Source organism: Lactobacillus corticis (assembly GCF_018327645.1).
GTDB lineage: Bacteria > Bacillota > Bacilli > Lactobacillales > Lactobacillaceae > Lactobacillus > Lactobacillus corticis.
Window position 1 is genome coordinate 44,487 of record NZ_BMAY01000008.1, and the last position, 20,271, is coordinate 64,757.

General features: G+C 45.8%; 18 protein-coding genes. 16 read left to right on the plus strand and 2 right to left on the minus strand.

The annotated features are described in order from the left end of the window. Positions 1-20: 20 nt before the first annotated feature. From mutS to trxA, 15 genes are all read left to right on the plus strand, one after another. Positions 21-2,558 (plus strand): DNA mismatch repair protein MutS, encoded by a 2,538-nt coding sequence (gene mutS / locus KI210_RS06050; protein WP_212781036.1) that lies wholly within the window; start codon positions 21-23, stop codon positions 2,556-2,558. Beyond that, entirely contained in the window at positions 2,551-4,410 is a 1,860-nt protein-coding gene (mutL, locus tag KI210_RS06055; RefSeq protein ID WP_212781008.1) for a DNA mismatch repair endonuclease MutL, read from the plus strand. The genes mutS and mutL overlap by 8 nt, the downstream gene beginning before the upstream one ends. Before the next feature lie 8 nt (positions 4,411-4,418). Continuing rightward, positions 4,419-5,003, plus strand: coding sequence for a Holliday junction branch migration protein RuvA (gene ruvA / locus KI210_RS06060; RefSeq protein ID WP_212781009.1), 585 nt, complete (start codon positions 4,419-4,421; stop codon positions 5,001-5,003). Positions 5,004-5,020: 17 nt separating this feature from the next. Next, the gene (ruvB, locus tag KI210_RS06065) at positions 5,021-6,034 is read left to right on the plus strand and encodes a Holliday junction branch migration DNA helicase RuvB (protein ID WP_212781010.1); all 1,014 of its coding nucleotides are present in this window, start codon (positions 5,021-5,023) and stop codon (positions 6,032-6,034) included. Positions 6,035-6,091: 57 nt separating this feature from the next. After that, positions 6,092-6,550: a preprotein translocase subunit YajC gene (gene yajC / locus KI210_RS06070; RefSeq protein WP_371870189.1), complete on the plus strand. Its 459-nt coding sequence runs from the start codon at positions 6,092-6,094 to the stop codon at positions 6,548-6,550. 88 nt (positions 6,551-6,638) lie between these two features. After that, a complete protein-coding gene (gene zwf / locus KI210_RS06075) occupies positions 6,639-8,090 on the plus strand; it encodes a glucose-6-phosphate dehydrogenase (RefSeq protein WP_212781011.1) in 1,452 nt (483 codons plus the stop codon). After that, positions 8,083-9,210, plus strand: a complete 1,128-nt coding sequence (gene dinB / locus KI210_RS06080; RefSeq protein WP_212781038.1) for a DNA polymerase IV — start codon at positions 8,083-8,085, stop codon at positions 9,208-9,210. Before zwf ends, dinB begins: the two co-directional genes overlap by 8 nt. Positions 9,211-9,274: 64 nt before the next feature. Then, positions 9,275-10,228, plus strand: coding sequence for a DHH family phosphoesterase (locus KI210_RS06085; RefSeq protein WP_212781012.1), 954 nt, complete (start codon positions 9,275-9,277; stop codon positions 10,226-10,228). Continuing rightward, entirely contained in the window at positions 10,221-11,579 is a 1,359-nt protein-coding gene (locus KI210_RS06090) for a DEAD/DEAH box helicase (RefSeq protein WP_212781013.1), read from the plus strand. Before KI210_RS06085 ends, KI210_RS06090 begins: the two co-directional genes overlap by 8 nt. A 234-nt stretch (positions 11,580-11,813) precedes the next feature. Beyond that, positions 11,814-14,450, plus strand: coding sequence for an alanine--tRNA ligase (alaS, locus tag KI210_RS06095; protein ID WP_212781014.1), 2,637 nt, complete (start codon positions 11,814-11,816; stop codon positions 14,448-14,450). A gap of 53 nt (positions 14,451-14,503) precedes the next feature. Continuing rightward, on the plus strand, positions 14,504-14,761 hold the full coding sequence (locus tag KI210_RS06100; protein WP_212781015.1) for an IreB family regulatory phosphoprotein: 258 nt from the start codon (positions 14,504-14,506) through the stop codon (positions 14,759-14,761). After that, positions 14,761-15,198 carry a Holliday junction resolvase RuvX gene (ruvX, locus tag KI210_RS06105; RefSeq protein WP_212781016.1) on the plus strand — a complete coding sequence of 146 codons (438 nt, stop codon included), beginning with the start codon at positions 14,761-14,763 and terminating at the stop codon, positions 15,196-15,198. Before KI210_RS06100 ends, ruvX begins: the two co-directional genes overlap by 1 nt. Further along, positions 15,191-15,505: a DUF1292 domain-containing protein gene (locus KI210_RS06110; RefSeq protein WP_212781017.1), complete on the plus strand. Its 315-nt coding sequence runs from the start codon at positions 15,191-15,193 to the stop codon at positions 15,503-15,505. Before ruvX ends, KI210_RS06110 begins: the two co-directional genes overlap by 8 nt. A gap of 51 nt (positions 15,506-15,556) precedes the next feature. Then, a complete protein-coding gene (locus tag KI210_RS06115; protein WP_212781018.1) occupies positions 15,557-17,917 on the plus strand; it encodes an endonuclease MutS2 in 2,361 nt (786 codons plus the stop codon). 98 nt (positions 17,918-18,015) lie between these two features. Next, entirely contained in the window at positions 18,016-18,327 is a 312-nt protein-coding gene (gene trxA, locus KI210_RS06120) for a thioredoxin (protein WP_212781019.1), read from the plus strand. Between the two features lie 55 nt (positions 18,328-18,382). On the opposite strand, the gene mscL is transcribed toward trxA, so the two are convergent. Continuing rightward, positions 18,383-18,757: a large-conductance mechanosensitive channel protein MscL gene (mscL, locus tag KI210_RS06125; protein WP_212781020.1), complete on the minus strand. Its 375-nt coding sequence runs from the start codon at positions 18,755-18,757 to the stop codon at positions 18,383-18,385. Between the two features lie 20 nt (positions 18,758-18,777). Beyond that, the gene (locus KI210_RS06130; protein WP_212781021.1) at positions 18,778-19,230 is read right to left on the minus strand and encodes a YslB family protein; all 453 of its coding nucleotides are present in this window, start codon (positions 19,228-19,230) and stop codon (positions 18,778-18,780) included. A gap of 246 nt (positions 19,231-19,476) precedes the next feature. Between KI210_RS06130 and murI the strand changes: the two genes are divergently transcribed. After that, positions 19,477-20,271 carry a glutamate racemase gene (gene murI / locus KI210_RS06135; protein WP_212781022.1) on the plus strand — a complete coding sequence of 265 codons (795 nt, stop codon included), beginning with the start codon at positions 19,477-19,479 and terminating at the stop codon, positions 20,269-20,271.

The window sequence follows — 20,271 nt, forward strand, 5'->3', positions numbered from 1 at the left end:
ACGCAAAATCAAGTACTCCAATGATGGAGCAGTACTATGAAATCAAAGAGCAATATCCTGACGCATTCCTATTTTATCGTGTCGGGGATTTCTATGAACTTTTTGAGGATGACGCGGTCAAAGGGGCGCAGCTGCTGGAACTGACCCTGACGCACCGCTCAAATAAGAGTAAAAACCCAATTCCCATGGCTGGGGTGCCTCACCAAGCTGTGGACACTTATGTGAATACTTTAGTCGATAAAGGATACAAAGTTGCCTTATGTGAACAACTTGAAGATCCGGCGACAGCTAAAACGACGGTTAAGCGAGGCGTGATCCAGCTGGTCACCCCTGGGACGATGATGAACGAGAACCCGAACGCTGCTAGCGACGCCAACTATTTGACTAGCGTGGTCAAAGACAAGCAGGGCTTTGGTTTAGCTTACAGCGACTTATCCACAGGTGAAGTCTATGCGACCCACTTGAAGCAGTTTTCCGCTGTTGAAAATGAACTCTTGTCCTTAAGAACGCGCGAAATGGTCTACGGCGGCGATTTGACTGACAGTGAGCGCGACTTTTTAAACAAGGCCAACATTATCGTTTCCCAGCCAGCTGAAGTTGATGAAGCCCGAGCAGAAATTTCTTACGTGACGCAAAATTTAACGCGCAAGTCTGAAAAAGCGGCAGCCGTGCAGCTAGTCGGTTATTTGCTGGCAACGCAAAAACGCAGTTTGGCCCATTTGCAGATTGCCAGAAGCTATGAGGTAAATCAGTACCTGCAATTGTCGCACACCGTCCAGTCAAATCTTGAACTGGAAAGTTCAGCGAAAACCGGCAAAAAGCTGGGCTCGCTTTTCTGGGTCCTTGATAAAACCCATACGGCAATGGGTGGCCGCTTGTTGAAACAGTGGATTAGCCGGCCGCTTTTATCTTTGAATGAAATTAACGCCCGCCAAGAAATGGTGCAAGCTTTCTTGGATAGCTATTTCGTGCGGGAAAATGTGATCGATGCCCTCAAGGGGGTCTATGACTTGGAACGGCTGACCGGGCGGATTGCTTTTGGCAATGTTAATGCCCGCGAAATGCTGCAGCTGTCTAAGTCCCTGAGTGCGGTTCCGGTAATTTTGCAAGCTTTGACCGACTCAGGCGTTGATGTTTTGACAGATTATGCCAAGCAGGTTGACCCGTTAACTGAGGCTTGCCAAAAGATTACTCATACTTTGGTGCCAGATCCGCCAATTCTGACAACTGAAGGCGGCTTGATTCAAGAAGGTGTTGATGACCAGCTTGATCGCTACCGGGAAGCCATGAACAACGGCAAGCAGTGGATGGCGCAGATGGAAGCCGAAGAGCGACAAAAGACCGGGATTGATAACCTGAAGGTCGGATATAACAAGGTATTTGGCTACTATCTGCAGGTTACCAACGGCAACAAGGACAAAGTGCCGCTTGATCGCTATCAACGCAAGCAGACCTTGACGAATGCCGAACGCTACATTACGCCGGAATTGAAAGAACATGAAAATCTGATTTTGGAAGCACAAACCCGCTCGACCACCTTGGAACACCAGATTTTTATTGATTTGCGTGATGATATCAAGCAGTACATTCCAGCCTTGCAAAAGTTGGGCAATCAATTGGCTGCTTTGGATGTCTATTGTTCTTTGGCTAGCGTCAGCGAAGAAAATAATTATTGCCGGCCGCAGATGCATGATGACAATCAAGATATCCTGATTAAGGCTGGCCGGCATCCCGTTGTGGAAAAAGTCCTGTCGGCTGGCAGCTATATTCCCAATGATGTGGAAATGCATGAGGATACCGATATTTTCTTAATTACTGGCCCTAATATGTCAGGGAAGTCTACTTATATGCGGCAGCTAGCCTTAATTGCGATTATGGCGCAGATTGGTTCCTTTGTACCGGCTGATAGTGCGGAATTGCCGATCTTTGATCAAGTTTTTACTAGAATTGGGGCAGCTGATGATTTGATCAGTGGCCAGTCAACTTTTATGGTTGAAATGAGTGAGGCTAATGACGCCTTGCAGCATGCTACCAAGCGTTCCTTGGTTTTGTTTGATGAAATTGGCCGCGGAACGGCCACCTATGATGGGATGGCCTTGGCCGGGGCGATTGTTAAATATCTGCATGATAAAGTAGGGGCCAAAACCTTATTTGCGACCCACTATCATGAACTGACCGATTTGGAAGAGACTTTGCCCAAATTGCACAATATCCATGTCGGCGCGAGCGAACAGGACGGCAAGCTGATCTTTTTGCACAAAATTTTGCCCGGACCAGCTGATCAAAGTTACGGCATTCACGTAGCGCAATTAGCTGGTTTGCCATCACGCGTCTTGCGCGATGCTCGCAAAATGCTTAAACGCTTGGAAGCCCAAGGTGCCAGCAGCTTAGGCCCAGCCAGTCAGCAATTGGATTTGTTTGCTGAACCTCCTGCCCAAGAAGCGCCAGCGGCTAATGAACCTGATCCCCTGACAGAAAAAGGGTTGGATATTTTGGACCAAATTAGCGATTTAGTTGGCCAATGGCAGCAAGAATTGAAGGATCAAGACGATGAGTAAGATTCATGAACTGTCAGAAAATTTAAGCAATCAAATTGCCGCTGGGGAAGTGATTGAACGTCCTGCCAGCGTCGTCAAAGAATTAGTGGAAAACGCCATTGATGCCGGGGCCGATCGGATTCGGGTTGATTTTACCGATGCAGGTTTGCGGCAAATTGTGGTTCAAGATAACGGCAGCGGGATTGCCCGTGATGAAATTGATCTGGCTTTTACCCGCCATGCAACTAGCAAGATTCAAACCGAACGAGATTTATTTAATGTTGGTACTTTAGGCTTTCGGGGTGAAGCCTTAGCCTCGATTGCGGCGGTAGCGCGCGTCGAAATTTTGACGGCAGTTAAAGGACAGGTGGGCGTGGTCGCTGATTTTAGCGGCGGCGTGAAAAAACGCCAAGAAGATGCTGCTGCCAAAGAAGGGACGCAGATTACCGTCAGTGATTTGTTTTACAACACGCCGGCCCGGCTCAAATATTTAAAAAGTCCGCGGACTGAGACGATGCGCATTGTTGACATTATCAATCGCATTGCCTTGGGGCATGCTGAAATTTCATTTATTTTAGCTAATAACGGCAAAGTGTTGCTGCATACACCGGGAAATGGCAAATTAAAGCAAACGGTCGCTAATATTTATGGCCGAAAACTGGCTGAGGGGATGCTGGAGTTTGCTGCCAGCGACCCTGATTTTGCGATCTCTGGCTTGACTACTAAGCCGGAGGTAACGCGCTCAAGTCGCAATTTCATCTCATTATTGCTAAATGGACGCTACATTCGCAACAATCAGTTGAATAACGCTATTATGGATGCATATGGGGCAAAATTAGCGGCCAAACATTATCCCGTGACGATTTTGAAGATTGAAACCGATCCGTTGTTAGTCGATGTCAATGTTCATCCGACTAAACAAGAAGTTCGCTTATCCAAAGAAAAGGAACTTAGTCGCTTGATTACTAGTACTTTGGGAGCTTGTCTCTTAAAAGCGAGCCAGCCGGCTAGCGGGTTAGGTAATTTAGTTGAAGCCAAAACCCCTGACTTGCAGGACCAATTAGCCTTTAACTTGAATGAACAAGTGGTTGATACCAAACGGCCGATTCCTAAGCCCCTGATCGAGGAACCCAAGCCGGACCAGGCTGAGCAAAATTATGTTTCCATGAATCAAGTCCTAAATAATGACCGCTATGTCTTAACGGCCAGTTGGGATGAAAATGTGCTGAAGCAGCAACAATTAGCACCTTTTTCTAATAAGCAGGCAAAAACTGATCTGCTGGGGCAAGGCGAGCGTAATTTACACCAGCAGCTGCCCGAATTAACCTATGCTGGTCAAACCGACAAGCTGCTGTTAGCAATGCATGGTCATGATCTTTATTTGATCGATATTGCTGCTGCGCTGCGGGCTAAGCGCTATGAAGAAATTTATCAAGAAATTGCTGACCATCAAAGCGCCCAACAAGTACTTTTAACGCCATTAGTGTTAGAATTTAACAATCTAGATTATTTAGCCTTGAAAGATCAACTAGCGGAAATTGCCAAATTAGGGATTATGCTGGAGAATTTTGGACAAGATGCTTTTATTGTGCGCTCGCGACCTAGTTTTATTCATGGCGACTTGGAAACCAGCCTGCGCAGTTTGCTGGATATTTTTATTAATCAAGGCCATGATGCGACTAAATTGATTGCGCGCCTAGCTGCGGATGAAGCCGGGCGGATGAAGGTGTCTAGTCAATTGTCACCAGCTGAGTGTCGAAAATTGCTGCTTGATTTAGCTGCTTTAAGCGATCCATATCACGATCCTAAAGGCAATTTAGTGATCGTGCGTTTGCGCGAAGCTGATCTTAGAAAGATGTTTAAACGAAATTAGGGATAACCATGTACGAATATTTCGAAGGAACCATTACTAAAATTGCCCCTGACTATCTTGCCATTGACGTGGGCGGAGTCGGCTATAAAGTTTATTCGCCAACGCCTTTTGCCTACCATCTTGGACAAAAGACCAAAGTCTATATTGAGCAGGTCGTGCGCGACAACGATATCAGCCTTTACGGTTTTGACAGCGAAGAAGGCAAGGGCTTATTTTTAAAATTATTAAGCGTCTCGGGCATTGGCCCCAAGAGTGCCATGGCTATTATGGCCGCTGAAGACAGCACTTCACTTGCTGAAGCCATTGAACAAGGCGAAGTTAAATATCTTACCCGCTTCCCAGGCGTCGGCAAAAAGACGGCTTCGCAAATTGTCTTGGACTTAAAGGGCAAGTTAGGCGACTATGTCCAAAAGCTGGATCGCCAGGTCGATGCCGAAATTTCGCCGGCTTTGAACGATGCCTTGTTGGCCTTGCTGGCCTTAGGCTATACTCAAAAAGAAGTTGATCGCATAACTCCCAAATTGGCTGATGAGCATTTAGATTCAGCTGACCAATATATCAAGAAGGGGTTATCATTATTATTGAAAAAATAAGCAAGGAAGTGAATTAAGTGGCAGAACACGATGAAATTACGGATAACACTGCTAATGAGGCCGATCAAGCGATGGAATTGACGCTGCGACCACAGCGTCTTAGCCAATATCTTGGTCAAGAACGGGTGAAAAAGGAATTAGCAGTCTATATTAAAGCGGCCCAACAACGGGATGAAGCCTTGGACCATGTTTTGCTGTATGGACCGCCGGGTTTAGGAAAAACCACGCTAGCTTTTGTCATTGCTAACGAACTGGGCGTCAAGCTGAAAAGTACTAGCGGTCCGGCGATTGAAAAAGCTGGCGACTTGGTAGCCTTGTTGTCAGATTTGGATCCGGGGGATGTGCTTTTTATTGACGAAATTCACCGCCTGGCTAAACCAGTTGAAGAAGTGCTTTATTCCGCCATGGAGGACTACTATATTGATATTGTGATCGGTGAAGGCCAAACTACGCATGCCGTTCACGTTCCGCTGCCGCCGTTCACCTTAATTGGTGCCACCACTTTGGCCGGACAATTGTCTGCTCCTTTGCGCGATCGGTTTGGCATTGTCGAGCACATGCAATACTATACAGTAAGTGAACTAGAACAAATTATTCAGCGGTCCAGTCAGGTTTTTAATACTAAGATTGAAGACCAAGCTGCTCATGAATTGGCTCGTCGTTCACGGGGAACGCCCCGAGTAGCCAACCGGCTATTGAAGCGGGTGCGTGATTTTGCCGAGGTCAAAGGCGAAACCGCAATTTCTTTGGCGACGACCGAACACGCTTTGACACAATTAGAAGTCGATAATGAAGGGTTAAACCAAACGGACCGCAAATTATTACGGACCATGATTGAAGGCTATCATGGTGGCCCAGTGGGCATTCGGACCCTAGCAGCCAATGTGGGAGAAGATATCGAGACCATTGAAGCCCTATATGAGCCTTACTTATTGCAGAACGGCTTTATTGTCATGACGCCACGCGGGCGGATGGTAACAGAAAAAGCCTACTTGCAATTAGGATTGCCCCTTCCGCACAGTAATGAGTGACAAGCGGGCAAAAATTCGGTATCATATTCCTAATGTTGATAGTAAAAAAAATATGAGGTGAAGAGATTGACAACTTTATTATTAGCGGCAAAAAATACGTCTGCTAGCACTGGTTCAAACTGGTCGATGATTCTTCTGTTGATCGTTTTTGCTGCGTTTATGTATTTCTTTATGCTTCGTCCCCAAAAGAAGCAACAACAAAAACGCATGGAAATGATGGACCAATTAAAGAAGGGCGATCGGGTTATCTTGGTTGACGGCTTGTATGGCAAGGTTGACTCAATCAACAATGCCGATAAAACGGTCGTAATTGATGCTGACGGCATTTATTTAACTTTTAGCCGCATGGCTATTCGGCAAGTTTTGCCAAGCGATGATGCGCCTGCTGAAACTACTGAAAATAGTGAAACAGCTGAAAGCAGCGAAACGTCTGAAACGTCTGAAACTACTAGTGAAGAAACAGCAGCTGAAACTGATGAAAGCAAAGCAGCTGATGATTCTAAGTCTGCAGAATAAAAAAAGCGCAAATGGCGCTTTTTTCTTTTGCTGTTCAAAATGATGTGTTTTAATTTATTTTGAGAACAGGAAACCAATGGAGGCAATTATGAAAAATATCCCTGCAGTTATGATTATTTTTGGTGGCAGCGGTGACTTAGCCCACCGAAAACTATACCCAGCTTTGTTTAACTTGTATGAGCAAGGCATTATTCATGATCATTTTGCAGTAATTGGAACGGCTCGGCGGCCATGGTCGCATGAATACTTGCAAAGTCAAGTACGCGAAGCTGTTCATGAAACTCATGACGAAGTAAATGAGGCTGACTTAGAAGAATTTTCGCATCACTTCTACTACCAAAGTCATGATGTCACAAACGTTGAACACTACTTTACCTTAAAAGAACTGGCAGCTGATTTGGATCAAAAATACGGTGCTAAAGGCAATCGCTTGTTCTACATGGCCATGGCTCCGCGCTTTTTTGGCACCATTGCTACCCACATTAATGATCAACATTTGACTGGGGACGGGTTCAACCGAATCGTCGTCGAAAAGCCTTTTGGCCGGTCCTTAGCAACCGCCACCGAATTAAACCAACAAATTACTGCTAGCTTTAGTGAGGACCAAATTTTCCGCATTGACCACTATTTAGGCAAGGAAATGGTCCAAAACATTATGCCGCTGCGTTTTACCAACCCGCTCTTAGCAGCAGTATGGAATAAAGCACATATCCAAAATATTCAGGTTACTTTGGCTGAACGGCTGGGCGTAGAAGCTCGGGGCGGCTACTATGAAACCTCTGGGGCCTTGCGCGACATGGTCCAAAACCATATTTTTCAAATTGTTACCTTGTTGGCGATGCCGACGCCAAGCGATATCACAGCTAAGGCAATTCACCAAGCTAAGCAGGAATTACTGGATTCGCTCCATATTCCGACTGCTGAAGATGTTGCCAAACACTTTGTCCGCGGCCAGTATGCTGCTAGCGACGACACCTTTGCTTACAAAGAAGAACCTAATGTCGATCCTAATTCAACGACCGAAACCTATGCTGCCGGCGAAATGAAATTTGGGGCAGGTCCTTTGCAAGGAGTTCCGATTTACTTTAGAACGGGCAAGCAATTTAAGGAAAAAATGAGCCGGATTGACGTGGTCTTTAAACATGAACCAAATCCTTATGGTCAAACCCACGCCAACAAACTGACCATCGAAATTGATCCTGAAAGCCAGATACGGTTGCTTTTAAACGGTAAGACCATTGAAGGCGATGCAATTCGGCAAGAAAAATTCTGTTTTGGCCTGACTGAAGCAGAAGCTGCGGTAGTGCCAGATGGCTACGAACGGCTGCTGCGCGACGTCTTTTTAAACAACTCCATCAACTTTACTCACTGGGGTGAATTGAAGCGCTACTGGGAATTTATCGATGCCGTTGAAGAAGCTTGGCAAGCCGAAAATGAAACTGGTCACCCGGTAATTGAACAATATGCTCCTTACCGCATGGGAGCTAAAAGTGCCGACAAGATCTTTGAAAGTCCTGCTGGCCACTGGATTTATGGTTAGCGAAAATTTATTGCCGCAAAATGACATCCATCGCCGAATTATTCATCTCGACATGGATGCTTTTTACGCTTCGGTGGAAATGCGCGACCATCCCGAACTGGCAAATAAGGCGGTGGTGGTAGCACATGATCCGCGTAAACATGGTGGTCACGGCGTGATCACCACAGCGAACTATTTGGCCCGGCAATATGGCGTGGGCAGTGCCATGCCAGCAATTGAAGCGGTGCGAAAAGTACCCAAGGACTTGCTGGTTTTTATTGATCCTAATTTTGAAAAATATCGGGCGACTTCTGCGCAAGTGCATGAGATTATGCACCGCGTCACCGATATTATCGAACCGATTTCGCTTGATGAAGCTTATTTGGATGTGACTAAAAATAAGCTGGGAAACTATTCCGCCATTCAGTTAGCTAGTTATCTGCAGCAGCAAGTCTATCAAACGACCCATCTGACCTCGTCTTTTGGGGTTTCATACAATAAGTTTTTAGCCAAAATCGGGTCTGACTATGCTAAGCCTTTTGGCCGAACGGTGATTTTGCCAGGGGATGCCATGGAATTTTTAGCGCAACTAGATATTGGCACTTTTCCCGGGATTGGCAAAAAGACCAAGCCCGTCATGCAGGCGATGGGGATTAACACCGGCAAGGACTTGCAAGAAAAAAGCGTTGAATGGCTGATCGATCATTTTCAAAGGCAAGGCTATGTCATTGCCATGCATTCGCGAGGAATTGACCTGTCGCCGGTGGTGGCGAGCCGGCAGCGGAAATCTATTGGCAAAGAGCGGACTTTTGAGCCCAGTTTGCATGATGAACAAGCAGCCTTGAGTTTTTTAAGACAAATTAGTCGGCAGCTTGCTGACAGTTTAGCTAAGCGACATTTAACGGCCGGCTGCGTCGTGCTTAAAATTCGCGATCGCAATTTTCAAACTATTACCAGACGCAGCTTGCTGAAAGCACCAACTCAAGAAGCTGAAACCATTTTTGCCGAAGGACGGGAACTACTCATGCATGTACCTGAGTTTTTAGAAGCGGGAACTCGCCTGCTGGGGTTATCAGTCACTAATTTGCAAGCCGTGAACTATGAAGAAATTGACTTGTTTGATACGGATTTAGGCGGATAGGAGGGCGCTTGCGCCGGTTTTCTGTTAAACTGTAGGGTAGAGTTTTTACGAGGAGCTATTAAATATGAACACGTTCGACGAAATCTACGAAAAAATCAAAGCTTATGACACCATTATCTTGCACCGGCACCAAAGTCCGGACCCAGATGCAATTGGCTCGCAGGCGGGCCTGGCTCGGTCATTGCGGGCTGCTTTTCCTAGCAAAAAGGTCCTGTGTGCTGGCGGACCAGAAGGCGACTTAGCCTGGATTAATACGATGGACGACGTTAAGGACGAAGATTATCAAGGCGCTTTGGTAATTACTACCGATACTGCCAACACTCCGCGAATTTCTGACCAGCGTTATGATCAGGGTGATTTTTTAATCAAGATTGACCACCACCCAGATCGTGATCCTTATGGCGATATGCGCTACGTTGATGAAGATGCCCCAGCCGCTAGCCAAGTAGTCGCAGACTTCATTTTGGCGGAAAAGCTGCCTTTGACTAAGGAAGTTGCTGAAGCCTTGTACGCTGGCATTTTGGGTGATACTGGCCGTTTCATGTATCCTGAAACCAACGCGCACACCTTCAAAATTGCCGCTATTTTGGCCGACACCGGTATCAGCATCACTGATATTGCTAGAAATATTGCTGATGTGACCTTTAACCAAGCTAAATTGCAGGCACTTGCCATGGACAAGATGGAAGTTGACCCTAGCGGAGCCGCAATGACGGTTTTGATGCAAGCTGATTTGCAGAAGTTAAACTTGGGATTTGAAGAAGCGTCAGTTGCTGTGGGCACGCCTGGTCGCATTAAGGATATCCAAGCTTGGAATGTGTTTGTCCAAAAGCCAGATGGCACTTACCGGGTACACTACCGGTCAAAGGGCCCAGTCATTAATCAATTAGCAGAAAACCACGGCGGTGGTGGCCACGCCTTGGCTAGTGGTGCTAATGCAGCAAATATGGACGAAGTAAAACAAATCTTTGCTGAATTAGTTGAAGTAACTAAGAAATATTCGGAGGAACATGAATAATATTTTTCAAGACGGCTTGCGCCCAGAATTAGTAACTGGTTTGCAAAAAATCGGCTTTACCAAGCCAATTGAGGTGCAGGAGGCAGTAATTCCTAAACTTCTTGCTAATACTAGTTGTGTTGTGCAAGCAGCAACTGGGAGCGGCAAAACGCACGCTTTCTTAATTCCGATCATCAATGCCATTAATATCGACCAGCATTATGTGCAGGCAGTGATTACGGCACCTAGCCGAGAATTAGCAGATCAATTGTACCAAGTGGCTAAAAGTCTGCGTCAGGCTAGCGGACTGGATTTTGCCATTGCGCATTTAGCAGGCGGGACCGATCGGCAGCGGCAAATGGACCGTTTTGCCCAAACCAAACCGCAATTGGTAATTGCTACTCCAGGACGGCTGCTTGATTTTGTGGAAAAGAAAATTTTTGCTGTTGATCAAGTTAAGTACTTTATCATTGATGAAGCAGATATGACCCTGGACTTGGGCTTTTTGACTGATATTGACAAGGTCATGGCAAAAGTGGGCAAGGAAACGGTACTTGCGGCCTTTTCTGCGACCATTCCCGTTAAACTGGCTAATTTCCTGCGCAAGTACATGGCTAAACCAGAAGAAATTATCATCGATAATCCGGCAGTTATCGCACCAACGATCAAGAACGACTTGCTCGATATCGGCAGTCGTGACCGGAAGGCCGTATTGTATCAGCTGTTAACCATGGGGCAACCATATTTGGCCTTGGTTTTTGCTAATACCAAGCAAAAAGTGGATGAAATCTATCGCTATTTGCAAGATCAAGGGCTAAAAGTTGCGCGCATTCACGGCGGGATTACAGAGCGCGAACGCCGGCGGACCGTGCGCCAAGTTGAACAGGGACAATTCCAATACGTCGTTGCGAGTGACCTGGCGGCTAGAGGCCTTGATATTGCAGGGGTTAGCCTGGTCATTAACTATGAAATTCCCAAAGACTTGGAATTTGTCATCCACCGCATTGGCCGTACCGGACGTAACGGCTTGCCAGGCCATGCCATTACTTTGATGCGCGAAGAAGAACTGAATCGGATTGGCGAACTCGAAAAAATGGGCATTCATTTCGACTTTGTTGATTTGAAGCGCGGCGAGTTAGTGCCGCGTAAACACCACCATAGCCGTGAAGATCGGCGGGCTGCTAACAAAAAGCTCGATCCAAAACTGATCGGCATGGTGAAGAAGCAAAAGCGCAAGCGCAAACCGGGTTACAAGAAAAAGATTCGTGAAGCAATTCGCCGAGATGAAGCTCAAAAGCGCAAGCTGGAGCAGCGGCATCAAGCGAGAGCTGAAAAACGTCGACGCAAGCGGAAGCGTGAACAAGGGCGTTGACAAATCGGTCGCTTGTAGCTACAATTTGAGTCATTAAGACATACTGGTCAGTCGAACTTTTCACAGAGAGGGCGCGTGGTGAGAATCGCCTAAAGTCAGCTGATTAAGTGCTACTTATGCATCAAACAAGAATAACAAAGAGGTAACAAACACTGTTGCAATCAAGGTGGTACCGCGCATGGAGCGTCCTTGAAAGTGCAATGGTGTTTTTATGTTGAGGAGTTTTTTACAATTATGAAGAAACTAACCAGTTCAGAATTTCGGCAAATGTTCTTGGACTTCTTCCATGAACACGGCCACATGATTCTGCAATCACAAAGCTTAATTCCACAAGATGACCCAACCTTGCTGTGGATTAACTCTGGGGTTGCTACGATGAAGAAGTACTTTGATGGTTCAGTCGTACCAAAGAATCACCGGATTACCAGTTCACAAAAGTCAATCCGGACCAACGATATCGAAAATGTTGGTAAGACTGCCCGTCACCAAACTTTCTTTGAAATGCTCGGCAACTTTTCTGTTGGTGATTACTTTAAAGAAGATGCCATTAACTGGGCATGGGAATTTTTGACCAGTCCAAAATGGCTGGCCTTGCCTAAAGAAAAACTTTACTGCACGGTTTATCCAAAAGACACTGATGCATATAACTTTTGGGTAAAGGCCGGGATGCCGGAAGACCATATTGTTAAACTGGAAGACAACTTCTGGGACATTGGTGAAGGTCCATGTGGTCCTGACTCAGAAATTTTCTACGACCGTGGTCAAGAAAACAACGACGTTAGTGAAGATGATCCTGAAAACTTCCCTGGCGGTGAAAATGCTCGCTACTTGGAAATTTGGAACATCGTTTTCTCACAATACAATCACTTGCCAAATGGCCAATATGTTGATCAACCGCACAAGAACATCGATACGGGGATGGGCTTAGAACGGGTTTTGTCAATCTTGCAAGATGCGCCAACCAACTTTGAAACTGACTTGTTTATGCCGATTATTCACAAGACTGAAGAATTATCCAAAGGCAAGAAGTATGGCGAAAACAAGGAAGACACAACTTCCTTCAAGATCATTGCTGACCACGTTCGGGCCGTTTCCTTTGCGATTGGTGATGGTGCTTTGCCATCAAACTCAGGCCGAGGTTACGTATTGCGTCGGTTAATCCGGCGGGCCGACTTAAACGGCAAGAAGCTGGGCATCGACGATGCCTTCTTGTACAAACTGGTGCCAGTGGTTGGTGAAATTATGGCTAGCCACTACCCAGAAGTCCAAGATCAACAAGACTTCATTGCCAAAGTCATCAAGAATGAAGAAGACCGTTTCCAAGCTACTTTGGAATCAGGACTTAGCTTGTTAGATGACTTAATTGATAAAGCCAAGGCTTCAAAAGACAAGACCATCAGCGGCAAGGATGCCTTCAAGCTCTTTGACACCTACGGCTTCCCATACGAATTGACGGTTGAATCTGCTGAAGATGAAGGCTTAAAGGTTGACAAGGCCGGCTTTGACTCAGAAATGGCTGCCCAAAAAGAGCGTGCCCGCAAGGCTCGTGGCGACTTGCAATCAATGGGTTCTCAAGATGAAACCTTGATGAACTTGAAAGATGCCAGCGAATTCGAATATGGCGTCTACGAAGATCAAGCTAAACTGATCGATATTATTGTGGACGATAAGCTGGTTGACCGGGCCGATGGCGAAAGTGCAGCTTTAGTCTTTGACAAGACCCCATTTTATGCTGAACGTGGGGGTCAAGTAGCTGACCACGGTGCGATTTACGACCAAGACGGCAATTTAGTGGCTAAGGTTACGGACGTGCAACACGCACCAAATGATCAAAACCTGCACTTTGTTGACATTATTTTGCCACTGGAAAAGGGTCAAACTTACACTTTGAAGATTGATCGCGACCGGCGTGAAGGTTTGCGCCACTCGCACTCAGCAACGCACTTGCTCCATGCAGCTTTGCGTGAAGTTTTAGGCGACCACACCCACCAAGCTGGTTCTTTGGTTGAACCTGACTACTTGCGCTTTGACTTTACGGCCCTTGACCCAATGACGCCTCGAGAAATTCAAACAGTTGAAAAACTCGTTAACCAAAAGATTTGGGATGCCATTAAAGTTAAGACCACCATTACCGACCCTGAAACCGGTAAGCAGATGGGGGCTTTGGCTTTGTTCGATGGCAAGTACACTGACAAAGTCCGGGTTGTGCAAATGTCCGACTTCTCAATTGAATTCTGTGGTGGTACGCACGTTGCCAACACTGAACAAATCGGCATCTTTAAGATTACTTCGGAATCAGCAATTGGTGCCGGGATGCGCCGGATTGAAGCCGTAACTTCAAAGCGGGCATATGAATATTTGGCAAACCGCTCAGGTCTCTTAGATGATTTGCAAGCTGAAGTTAAGGCAACCAAGCCGGAATTAATCAGCGACAAGGTAAGCAGCTTGGAAACCAGTCTGCACGATGCCCAAAAGCAAATCGAAGCCTTGACCTTGCAAATTAACCAGGCTAAAGCTGGTGATCTGTTTAACAATGTGAAGACGGTTGGCGATTTAAGCGTTATTGCTGCCAAGGCTGATGTTGCTTCCATGAACGACTTGCGTGAATTGGCTGATACTTGGAAGAGCGAAGCTAAATCCGATGTTTTGGTATTGGCTTTAGCTAAAGACGGCAAGGCTAACATGATTGTGGCATTAGGCGACAAGGCACTGGCTAAAGGGCTTAAGGCTGGCGATTTAATTAAGCTGGCTGCGCCAATCTTTGGTGGTGGCGGCGGCGGTCGTCCAAACATGGCACAAGCCGGTGGGAAGAACCCAGCTGGTCTTGATGACGCCATTAAGGCAATCATTGACGCGATTAGTAAAAATTAATTAATTGAGTTTCCCCGGTTTTTCAAGTAAAATTGTTCACAGGAGGAATAAATATGAGTTCGCTAGATAAGACAATGCATTTTGACTTTAACCAAAATAAAGGCAAGAATGTTTACGATACTTTGCAAGATGTTTATGACGCCCTTGAAGAAAAGGGCTACAACCCAATCAATCAGATTGTAGGTTACTTGCTTTCCGGCGATCCAGCATACATCCCACGGCACAATGATGCGCGGAATTTAATTCTGAAGCACGAACGTGACGAAATTATTGAAGAGCTTGTCAAGAGCTACTTAGGTAAGGACAAGTAATGCGAGTTTTAGGACTGGATGTTGGGTCAAAAACGGTAGGCGTTGCAGTTTCTGATGAATTGGGAGCAACTGCCCAACCTGTGATGACTATCCCAATTGACGAAAGCCGTTATAACTTTGGCATGCGCCCGCTCAGAAAGCTGGTGCGTCAGTATCAGCCTGATGGCTTTGTGCTGGGTCTGCCCAAAAACATGGATGGCACTAGTGGTGCCTCAGTTGAACGCAGCAAGGCTTATGGTCAGCGCTTAGTGGATAAATTTGGCCTACCTGTGGCCTATATTGATGAGCGTTTGACGACGGTGGAATCACGCCGCGTGTTAATTGAAGATGCGGGAATCCATGACCGCCATGAACGTAAAGAAGTTATCGACCAGATGGCAGCCGTCCTAATCTTACAAAACTACCTAGATTTGCACCGAAAGGATCAAAATGACTAATCATATTGATAAACCTGCTGACGACGAACGGAAGATTACGCTTGTCGATGACCAGGGAAACGAAGAATTATTTGAAGTTTTATTTACCTTCCAATCAGAAGACTACGGTAAGTCTTACGTGTTGCTTTATCCGGCAGCAGCTGATGACGATGATGAAATTGAAGTGCAAGCCTTTAGCTATGATGCTGATGAAGATGGTGACGTCACTAGCAGCGACTTACACGAAATTGAATCAGATGAAGAGTGGGACATGGTTCAAGGAGTACTCAACACCTTCCTTGACGATGACCGCTTAAGTGGTGAATAAAGATAAAAGGATCGGCAGTGCCGGTCCTTTTTGTTAGTAGTGTTTATAAAAATGAATGCCAAGATTTTAGATATATTAGAATTTGATGCAATTAGAAAGCGCCTGGCAGCAAAAGCTATTACGGTGCCAGCGAAAACGCGGGCTGGTAAATTGCGCCCGGCAGGAGATTTTGGGACTGTTAAGGCTAGTCTTGAAGAAACCTTAGCTTTAGCCAATTTGATGCGGCTAAAAGGCCAATTGCCCCTGACTGATTTTACCGATGTGCGGCCAGCAGTGAAGCGGTTGAAGGTTAAAGCTGATTTGAATGCCCAAGAACTCGGCAATCTTTTATTGGTTTTGACTTTAGCTAATGAAATCAATCGTTTCATCGAAGAAAATCAAGACGCAGACCTAGATTTGACAGCAATTGCCGAAATTTTGGACCAGTTGGATGTCCCGGAAGTGTTGTTTAACGACTTAAAGCGCAGTCTTGATTTTGACGGTGAGGTGCTTGACTCAGCTTCGCCGGCCTTGGCCCAGCTGCGACACGACCTAGCCAGCAACGAGCAAGAAATTAAAACCAGAATGGAAGGCTACACTAAGGGGCGGACCAGCAAATATTTGTCGGAAACGATTGTTACCATTCGGGATGATCGTTACGTTATTCCGGTGCGGCAAGAGTATCGCGGCAAGTTTGGCGGCGTCGTGCACGACCAAAGTGCCAGTGGGCAAACTTTGTTTGTTGAACCCGAAGGCGTGTTGAATTTAAACAATCGCCAGCAAAATTTGCTCGCACAAGAACGGCAGGAAATTCACCGTATTCTGCACAACTTGTCAGCAGATGCCCGGCTAGAAGCCGATCAGCTTGAAAAAATCAGTCAAAGCTTAACCGAACTTGATTTTATTCAAGCTAAAGCGCGCTTAGCCAAAGACATGAAGGCGAGTCAGCCAGCTTTATCAGACGATCATTCCCTAAATTTGCGCAAGGCGCGCCATCCGTTAATTGATCCGGAAAAAGTCGTCGCCAACGATATCGTTTTAGGTGAAGAATTTGATACGATGCTAATCACTGGACCAAACACTGGTGGTAAGACGATTGCGCTTAAGACTGCCGGACTTTTACAATTGATGGCCCAAGCCGGTTTATTTATCCCGGCGGCAGAAGGCAGCAAAGTCGGCGTTTTTCGGGAAATTTATGCCGATATTGGTGATGAACAATCGATTGAACAGTCATTGAGTACTTTTTCTTCCCATATGAATGACATCATTGCCATTATGAAAAATGTGGACCAACAGACCTTGGTTTTGATTGACGAAATTGGAGCCGGGACTGATCCAGAAGAAGGGGCCAGTTTGGCAATTGCGATTTTGGACTTTTTGCGCTCAAAAAAGGCTAAGATCATGGTTACGACCCACTATCCGGAGCTTAAGCTCTATGGCTACAACCGTGAGCGGACGACCAATGCCTCCATGGCTTTTGACCTCAAGACTTTATCGCCGACTTATCATTTGCAGATCGGCATCCCGGGGCACAGTAATGCCTTTGCCATTGCCCGCCGGTTAGGGATGCGCGAAGATGTGGTCAAAAATGCCGAAAACCTCATGGACGAGACTGACAGCGACATTAATAACATGATCAGCAAGCTGAATGATCAGACTAAACGAGCTGAGACTGCCAAGAATAAACTAGAAACCAGTTTGAGTCAGTCGCAAAAACTCGCCGAGAAGCTGGAACATGCCCTAGATTGGTACAATGCGCGGGTCCAAAAGCAATTGGAGTTTGCCAATGAACGTGCCAATGAAATTGTGGCCAAACGGCGCAAGAAGGCTGACAAGATTATTGCCCAACTTGAAGAAGAACAAAAACATGGTCGAGGGGTGCGACAAAACAAACTGATTGAAGCCAAAGGCGAGTTTAACCAACTGGCCCGCGAAGAGCAGCAATTAGCCCAAAATAAGGTTTTGCAGCGGGAAAAGCGGCGCCATCGGGTAAAGGTCGGTGACCGGGTGAAAATTTTGTCATACGGCCAGATGGGGACGATTACCAAGCAACTTTCTGAACATGAGTTTGAAGTCCAAATGGGCATTATCAAAGCTAAGATCAGTGATCGTGATATGGACAAATTGGCCCCTGAAAAGCCGCAGCACACCCAAACAGTTCGGGCAACTGGGAGTTCCAGTCGGCGCAATGCTCATAGCCAGTTAGACCTGCGGGGACAACGCTATGATGAGGCCATGACCAACCTGGATCGCTACTTCGACTCGGTCTTGCTGGCTGGGTTAGATAGTGTAGTAATTGTTCACGGAATTGGTACCGGGGCTATTAGAAGCGGCGTTTGGAAATATTTAAAGACCAATAAACACGTCAAAAGTTACCACTATGCTCCTGCTAATGAGGGGGGCAATGGCGCAACCATTGTGGAATTGAAATAGTGAGCTAATTACTTGTAAAAAGTAAGCTTGCTTGCTACACTTATACTAAAGTAAAAATCATAATTAATACAAAATATTTCAGAGAATGAGGTATATCTATGGTTGACGCAATTACAGACGAAAACTACAACGAAGAAACTCAAGATGGGGTTGTGCTAACAGATTTTTGGGCAACTTGGTGTGGCCCTTGCAAGATGCAATCCCCAGTTATTGAACAATTAGCCAAGGAACGTCAAGATGTTCGCTTTACAGCGATGGATGTTGATGAAAATCCAGAAACCGCCAAGAATTTGGGCATTATGGCCATTCCAACTTTGATCATCAAGAAGGATGGTCAAATTGTTGACCGTTTAACTGGTTACACGCCAAAGGCTAAGTTAGATGCGATTTTGGATCAATACACTGACTAAAAATTAATAGCAAAAAAACCGTTCGTCTAAAGCAACGAACGGTTTTTTATTTTGACTATTTGTTGGCCTGTTGTTCTTTTAGCAAATCGCGGATTTCCTTCAAGTAATCATCCGTAGTTGGACCAGCAGGTTCTTCTTCTTTCTTGGGCATCATCTTGTTGACTGCCTTAACCAGTAAGAAGACCACAAATGCCACAATTAAGAAGTTAATGACGGCGTTCAAAAATTCACCGTACTTGAATTTGGCACCAGCCACCTGAAAAACCATGTTTGACAGGTCGATCTTGCCAATAATCAGTCCTAATAAGGGGTTGATTAGATATTTAACTAGGGAGGTAACAATTGCGGTAAAGGCAGATCCCATGATTACCCCGACAGCCATGTCCATCACGTTGCCGCGAGCGATAAACTTTTTAAACTCTTCGATCATCTTAAACTCCTCCGGATCAATTAGAATCGTGCGGTAAATTGCACTTTTTGTTCTTTGTCAAGCACTGCTATTTCACACTCGGTCGTCCTGCCAGACTCACGTTGTAATGTTTCCGCAATCATGCCGGCCTCTAGGGCAAATTCGGCACTGCCGCTGTTCATCCGGTCTAAAACTGTTTGACCAGTCAACTCAAAACTAGCTGAAGCGCGGCGTTGTTTGATTAATTCAATATGGCCAAATTGGGCATGATTAAAAAAGTCAGACAAATCCTCTAAACTGGCCAAATCATAGTGGCGTGCCAGGCGTTTGCCGGCCCAGTAGAGAATGCTGGCGTTATCCTCGCCCAAAATAGTAGGTAGAAGAAAATCGCGGTACAACTGATTAACAAAATAAACATTTTCGCTATATGCATCGTCAGTTGTCGGTTTAGTCTGTTCAGTCTGTTCAGTGTTGTCTTGCATAAAGTCCCTCATCCCTTTTAATTATGTTTATTTTACATTAAACTCTTTGCTTTGTCGTGGAAAGATTTTCTAAAAGCTGAAAAAACGAGACAAGGCGCTTTCATTTCTCATCATAATTTAGTTGCTTAACGAAATTAATATAGCAAACTATTTGTTAAAGCAAAAGAAAATTGCTCGGTAAGCCGGCGGTCAAAGGTGCAAATTTTGTGCTTTTGCATTAAACTGATAGGAGCACAATTTAGTTATGAGGTGGAGCAAATGGATAATCGACCAATCGGTCTTCTTGATTCAGGCGTCGGCGGTTTGAGCGTGGTTAAAAAAGTAATCGCAAAATTGCCCCAGGAATCGACAATTTTTATCGGTGACAATGCCCACATGCCATACGGTGACCGCAGCGACGAAGAAATTATCAAGTTAACGAAAAAAAGCGTACAGTTTTTGCTGCAGCAGGATATTAAATTACTGATTATTGCCTGCAATACGGCTACGGCGGTAGCAATGGCAACAGTTCAAGCTGAAATTGCCCCTCAGGTAATCGGCGTCATTCAATCAGGCGGCTTAGCAGCGGCTAGAAGCAGTCGCAATAAAAAGGTGGCCGTGGTCGGAACTAGTGCCACGGTTGCTTCGAAGAATTACACTAAGGAAATTACCTTCCGCGACCCGGCAATTCAAGTTGAAGAATTAGCCACGCCGAAATTGGCGCCCTTAGTCGAGGCCCAAAAATCGCCTAGTGAAAATGATCAAATTGTCAAAGCTAGTTTAGCCCCGCTAATTGGCAAGGATTTTGATACCTTAGTTTTAGGCTGTACCCACTACCCGTTGATTAGGTCATCTTTCCAAAAGGCCGTCGGTCCCGACGTTAAGATTATTGATCCCGCCGACCAGGTAGCTGAATATACCAGCAAGGTTTTGGCTAGAGATGGCTTATTAAGCGAAACGCCAGCTACGCACCGCTATTACACCACTGGGGATGTTGAACATTTTGAAAAGCTGGCACGGCCATTTTTAGGCCAGGCAGATTTGACAGCTGAACATGTAGAAACGGATGACTAA

Bases quoted from the DNA above. Each gene is read 5' to 3' on its own strand.
- mutS (WP_212781036.1), top strand. From the start codon at position 21: ATGATGGAGCAGTACTATGAAATCAAAGAGCAATATCCTGACGCATTC.
- mutL (WP_212781008.1), top strand. From the start codon at position 2,551: ATGAGTAAGATTCATGAACTGTCAGAAAATTTAAGCAATCAAATTGCC.
- ruvA (WP_212781009.1), top strand. From the start codon at position 4,419: ATGTACGAATATTTCGAAGGAACCATTACTAAAATTGCCCCTGACTAT.
- zwf (WP_212781011.1), top strand. From the start codon at position 6,639: ATGAAAAATATCCCTGCAGTTATGATTATTTTTGGTGGCAGCGGTGAC.
- dinB (WP_212781038.1), top strand. From the start codon at position 8,083: ATGGTTAGCGAAAATTTATTGCCGCAAAATGACATCCATCGCCGAATT.
- KI210_RS06085 (WP_212781012.1), top strand. From the start codon at position 9,275: ATGAACACGTTCGACGAAATCTACGAAAAAATCAAAGCTTATGACACC.
- KI210_RS06090 (WP_212781013.1), top strand. From the start codon at position 10,221: ATGAATAATATTTTTCAAGACGGCTTGCGCCCAGAATTAGTAACTGGT.
- alaS (WP_212781014.1), top strand. From the start codon at position 11,814: ATGAAGAAACTAACCAGTTCAGAATTTCGGCAAATGTTCTTGGACTTC.
- KI210_RS06100 (WP_212781015.1), top strand. From the start codon at position 14,504: ATGAGTTCGCTAGATAAGACAATGCATTTTGACTTTAACCAAAATAAA.
- ruvX (WP_212781016.1), top strand. From the start codon at position 14,761: ATGCGAGTTTTAGGACTGGATGTTGGGTCAAAAACGGTAGGCGTTGCA.
- KI210_RS06110 (WP_212781017.1), top strand. From the start codon at position 15,191: ATGACTAATCATATTGATAAACCTGCTGACGACGAACGGAAGATTACG.
- KI210_RS06115 (WP_212781018.1), top strand. From the start codon at position 15,557: ATGAATGCCAAGATTTTAGATATATTAGAATTTGATGCAATTAGAAAG.
- trxA (WP_212781019.1), top strand. From the start codon at position 18,016: ATGGTTGACGCAATTACAGACGAAAACTACAACGAAGAAACTCAAGAT.
- mscL (WP_212781020.1), bottom strand. From the start codon at position 18,757: ATGATCGAAGAGTTTAAAAAGTTTATCGCTCGCGGCAACGTGATGGAC.
- KI210_RS06130 (WP_212781021.1), bottom strand. From the start codon at position 19,230: ATGAGGGACTTTATGCAAGACAACACTGAACAGACTGAACAGACTAAA.
- murI (WP_212781022.1), top strand. From the start codon at position 19,477: ATGGATAATCGACCAATCGGTCTTCTTGATTCAGGCGTCGGCGGTTTG.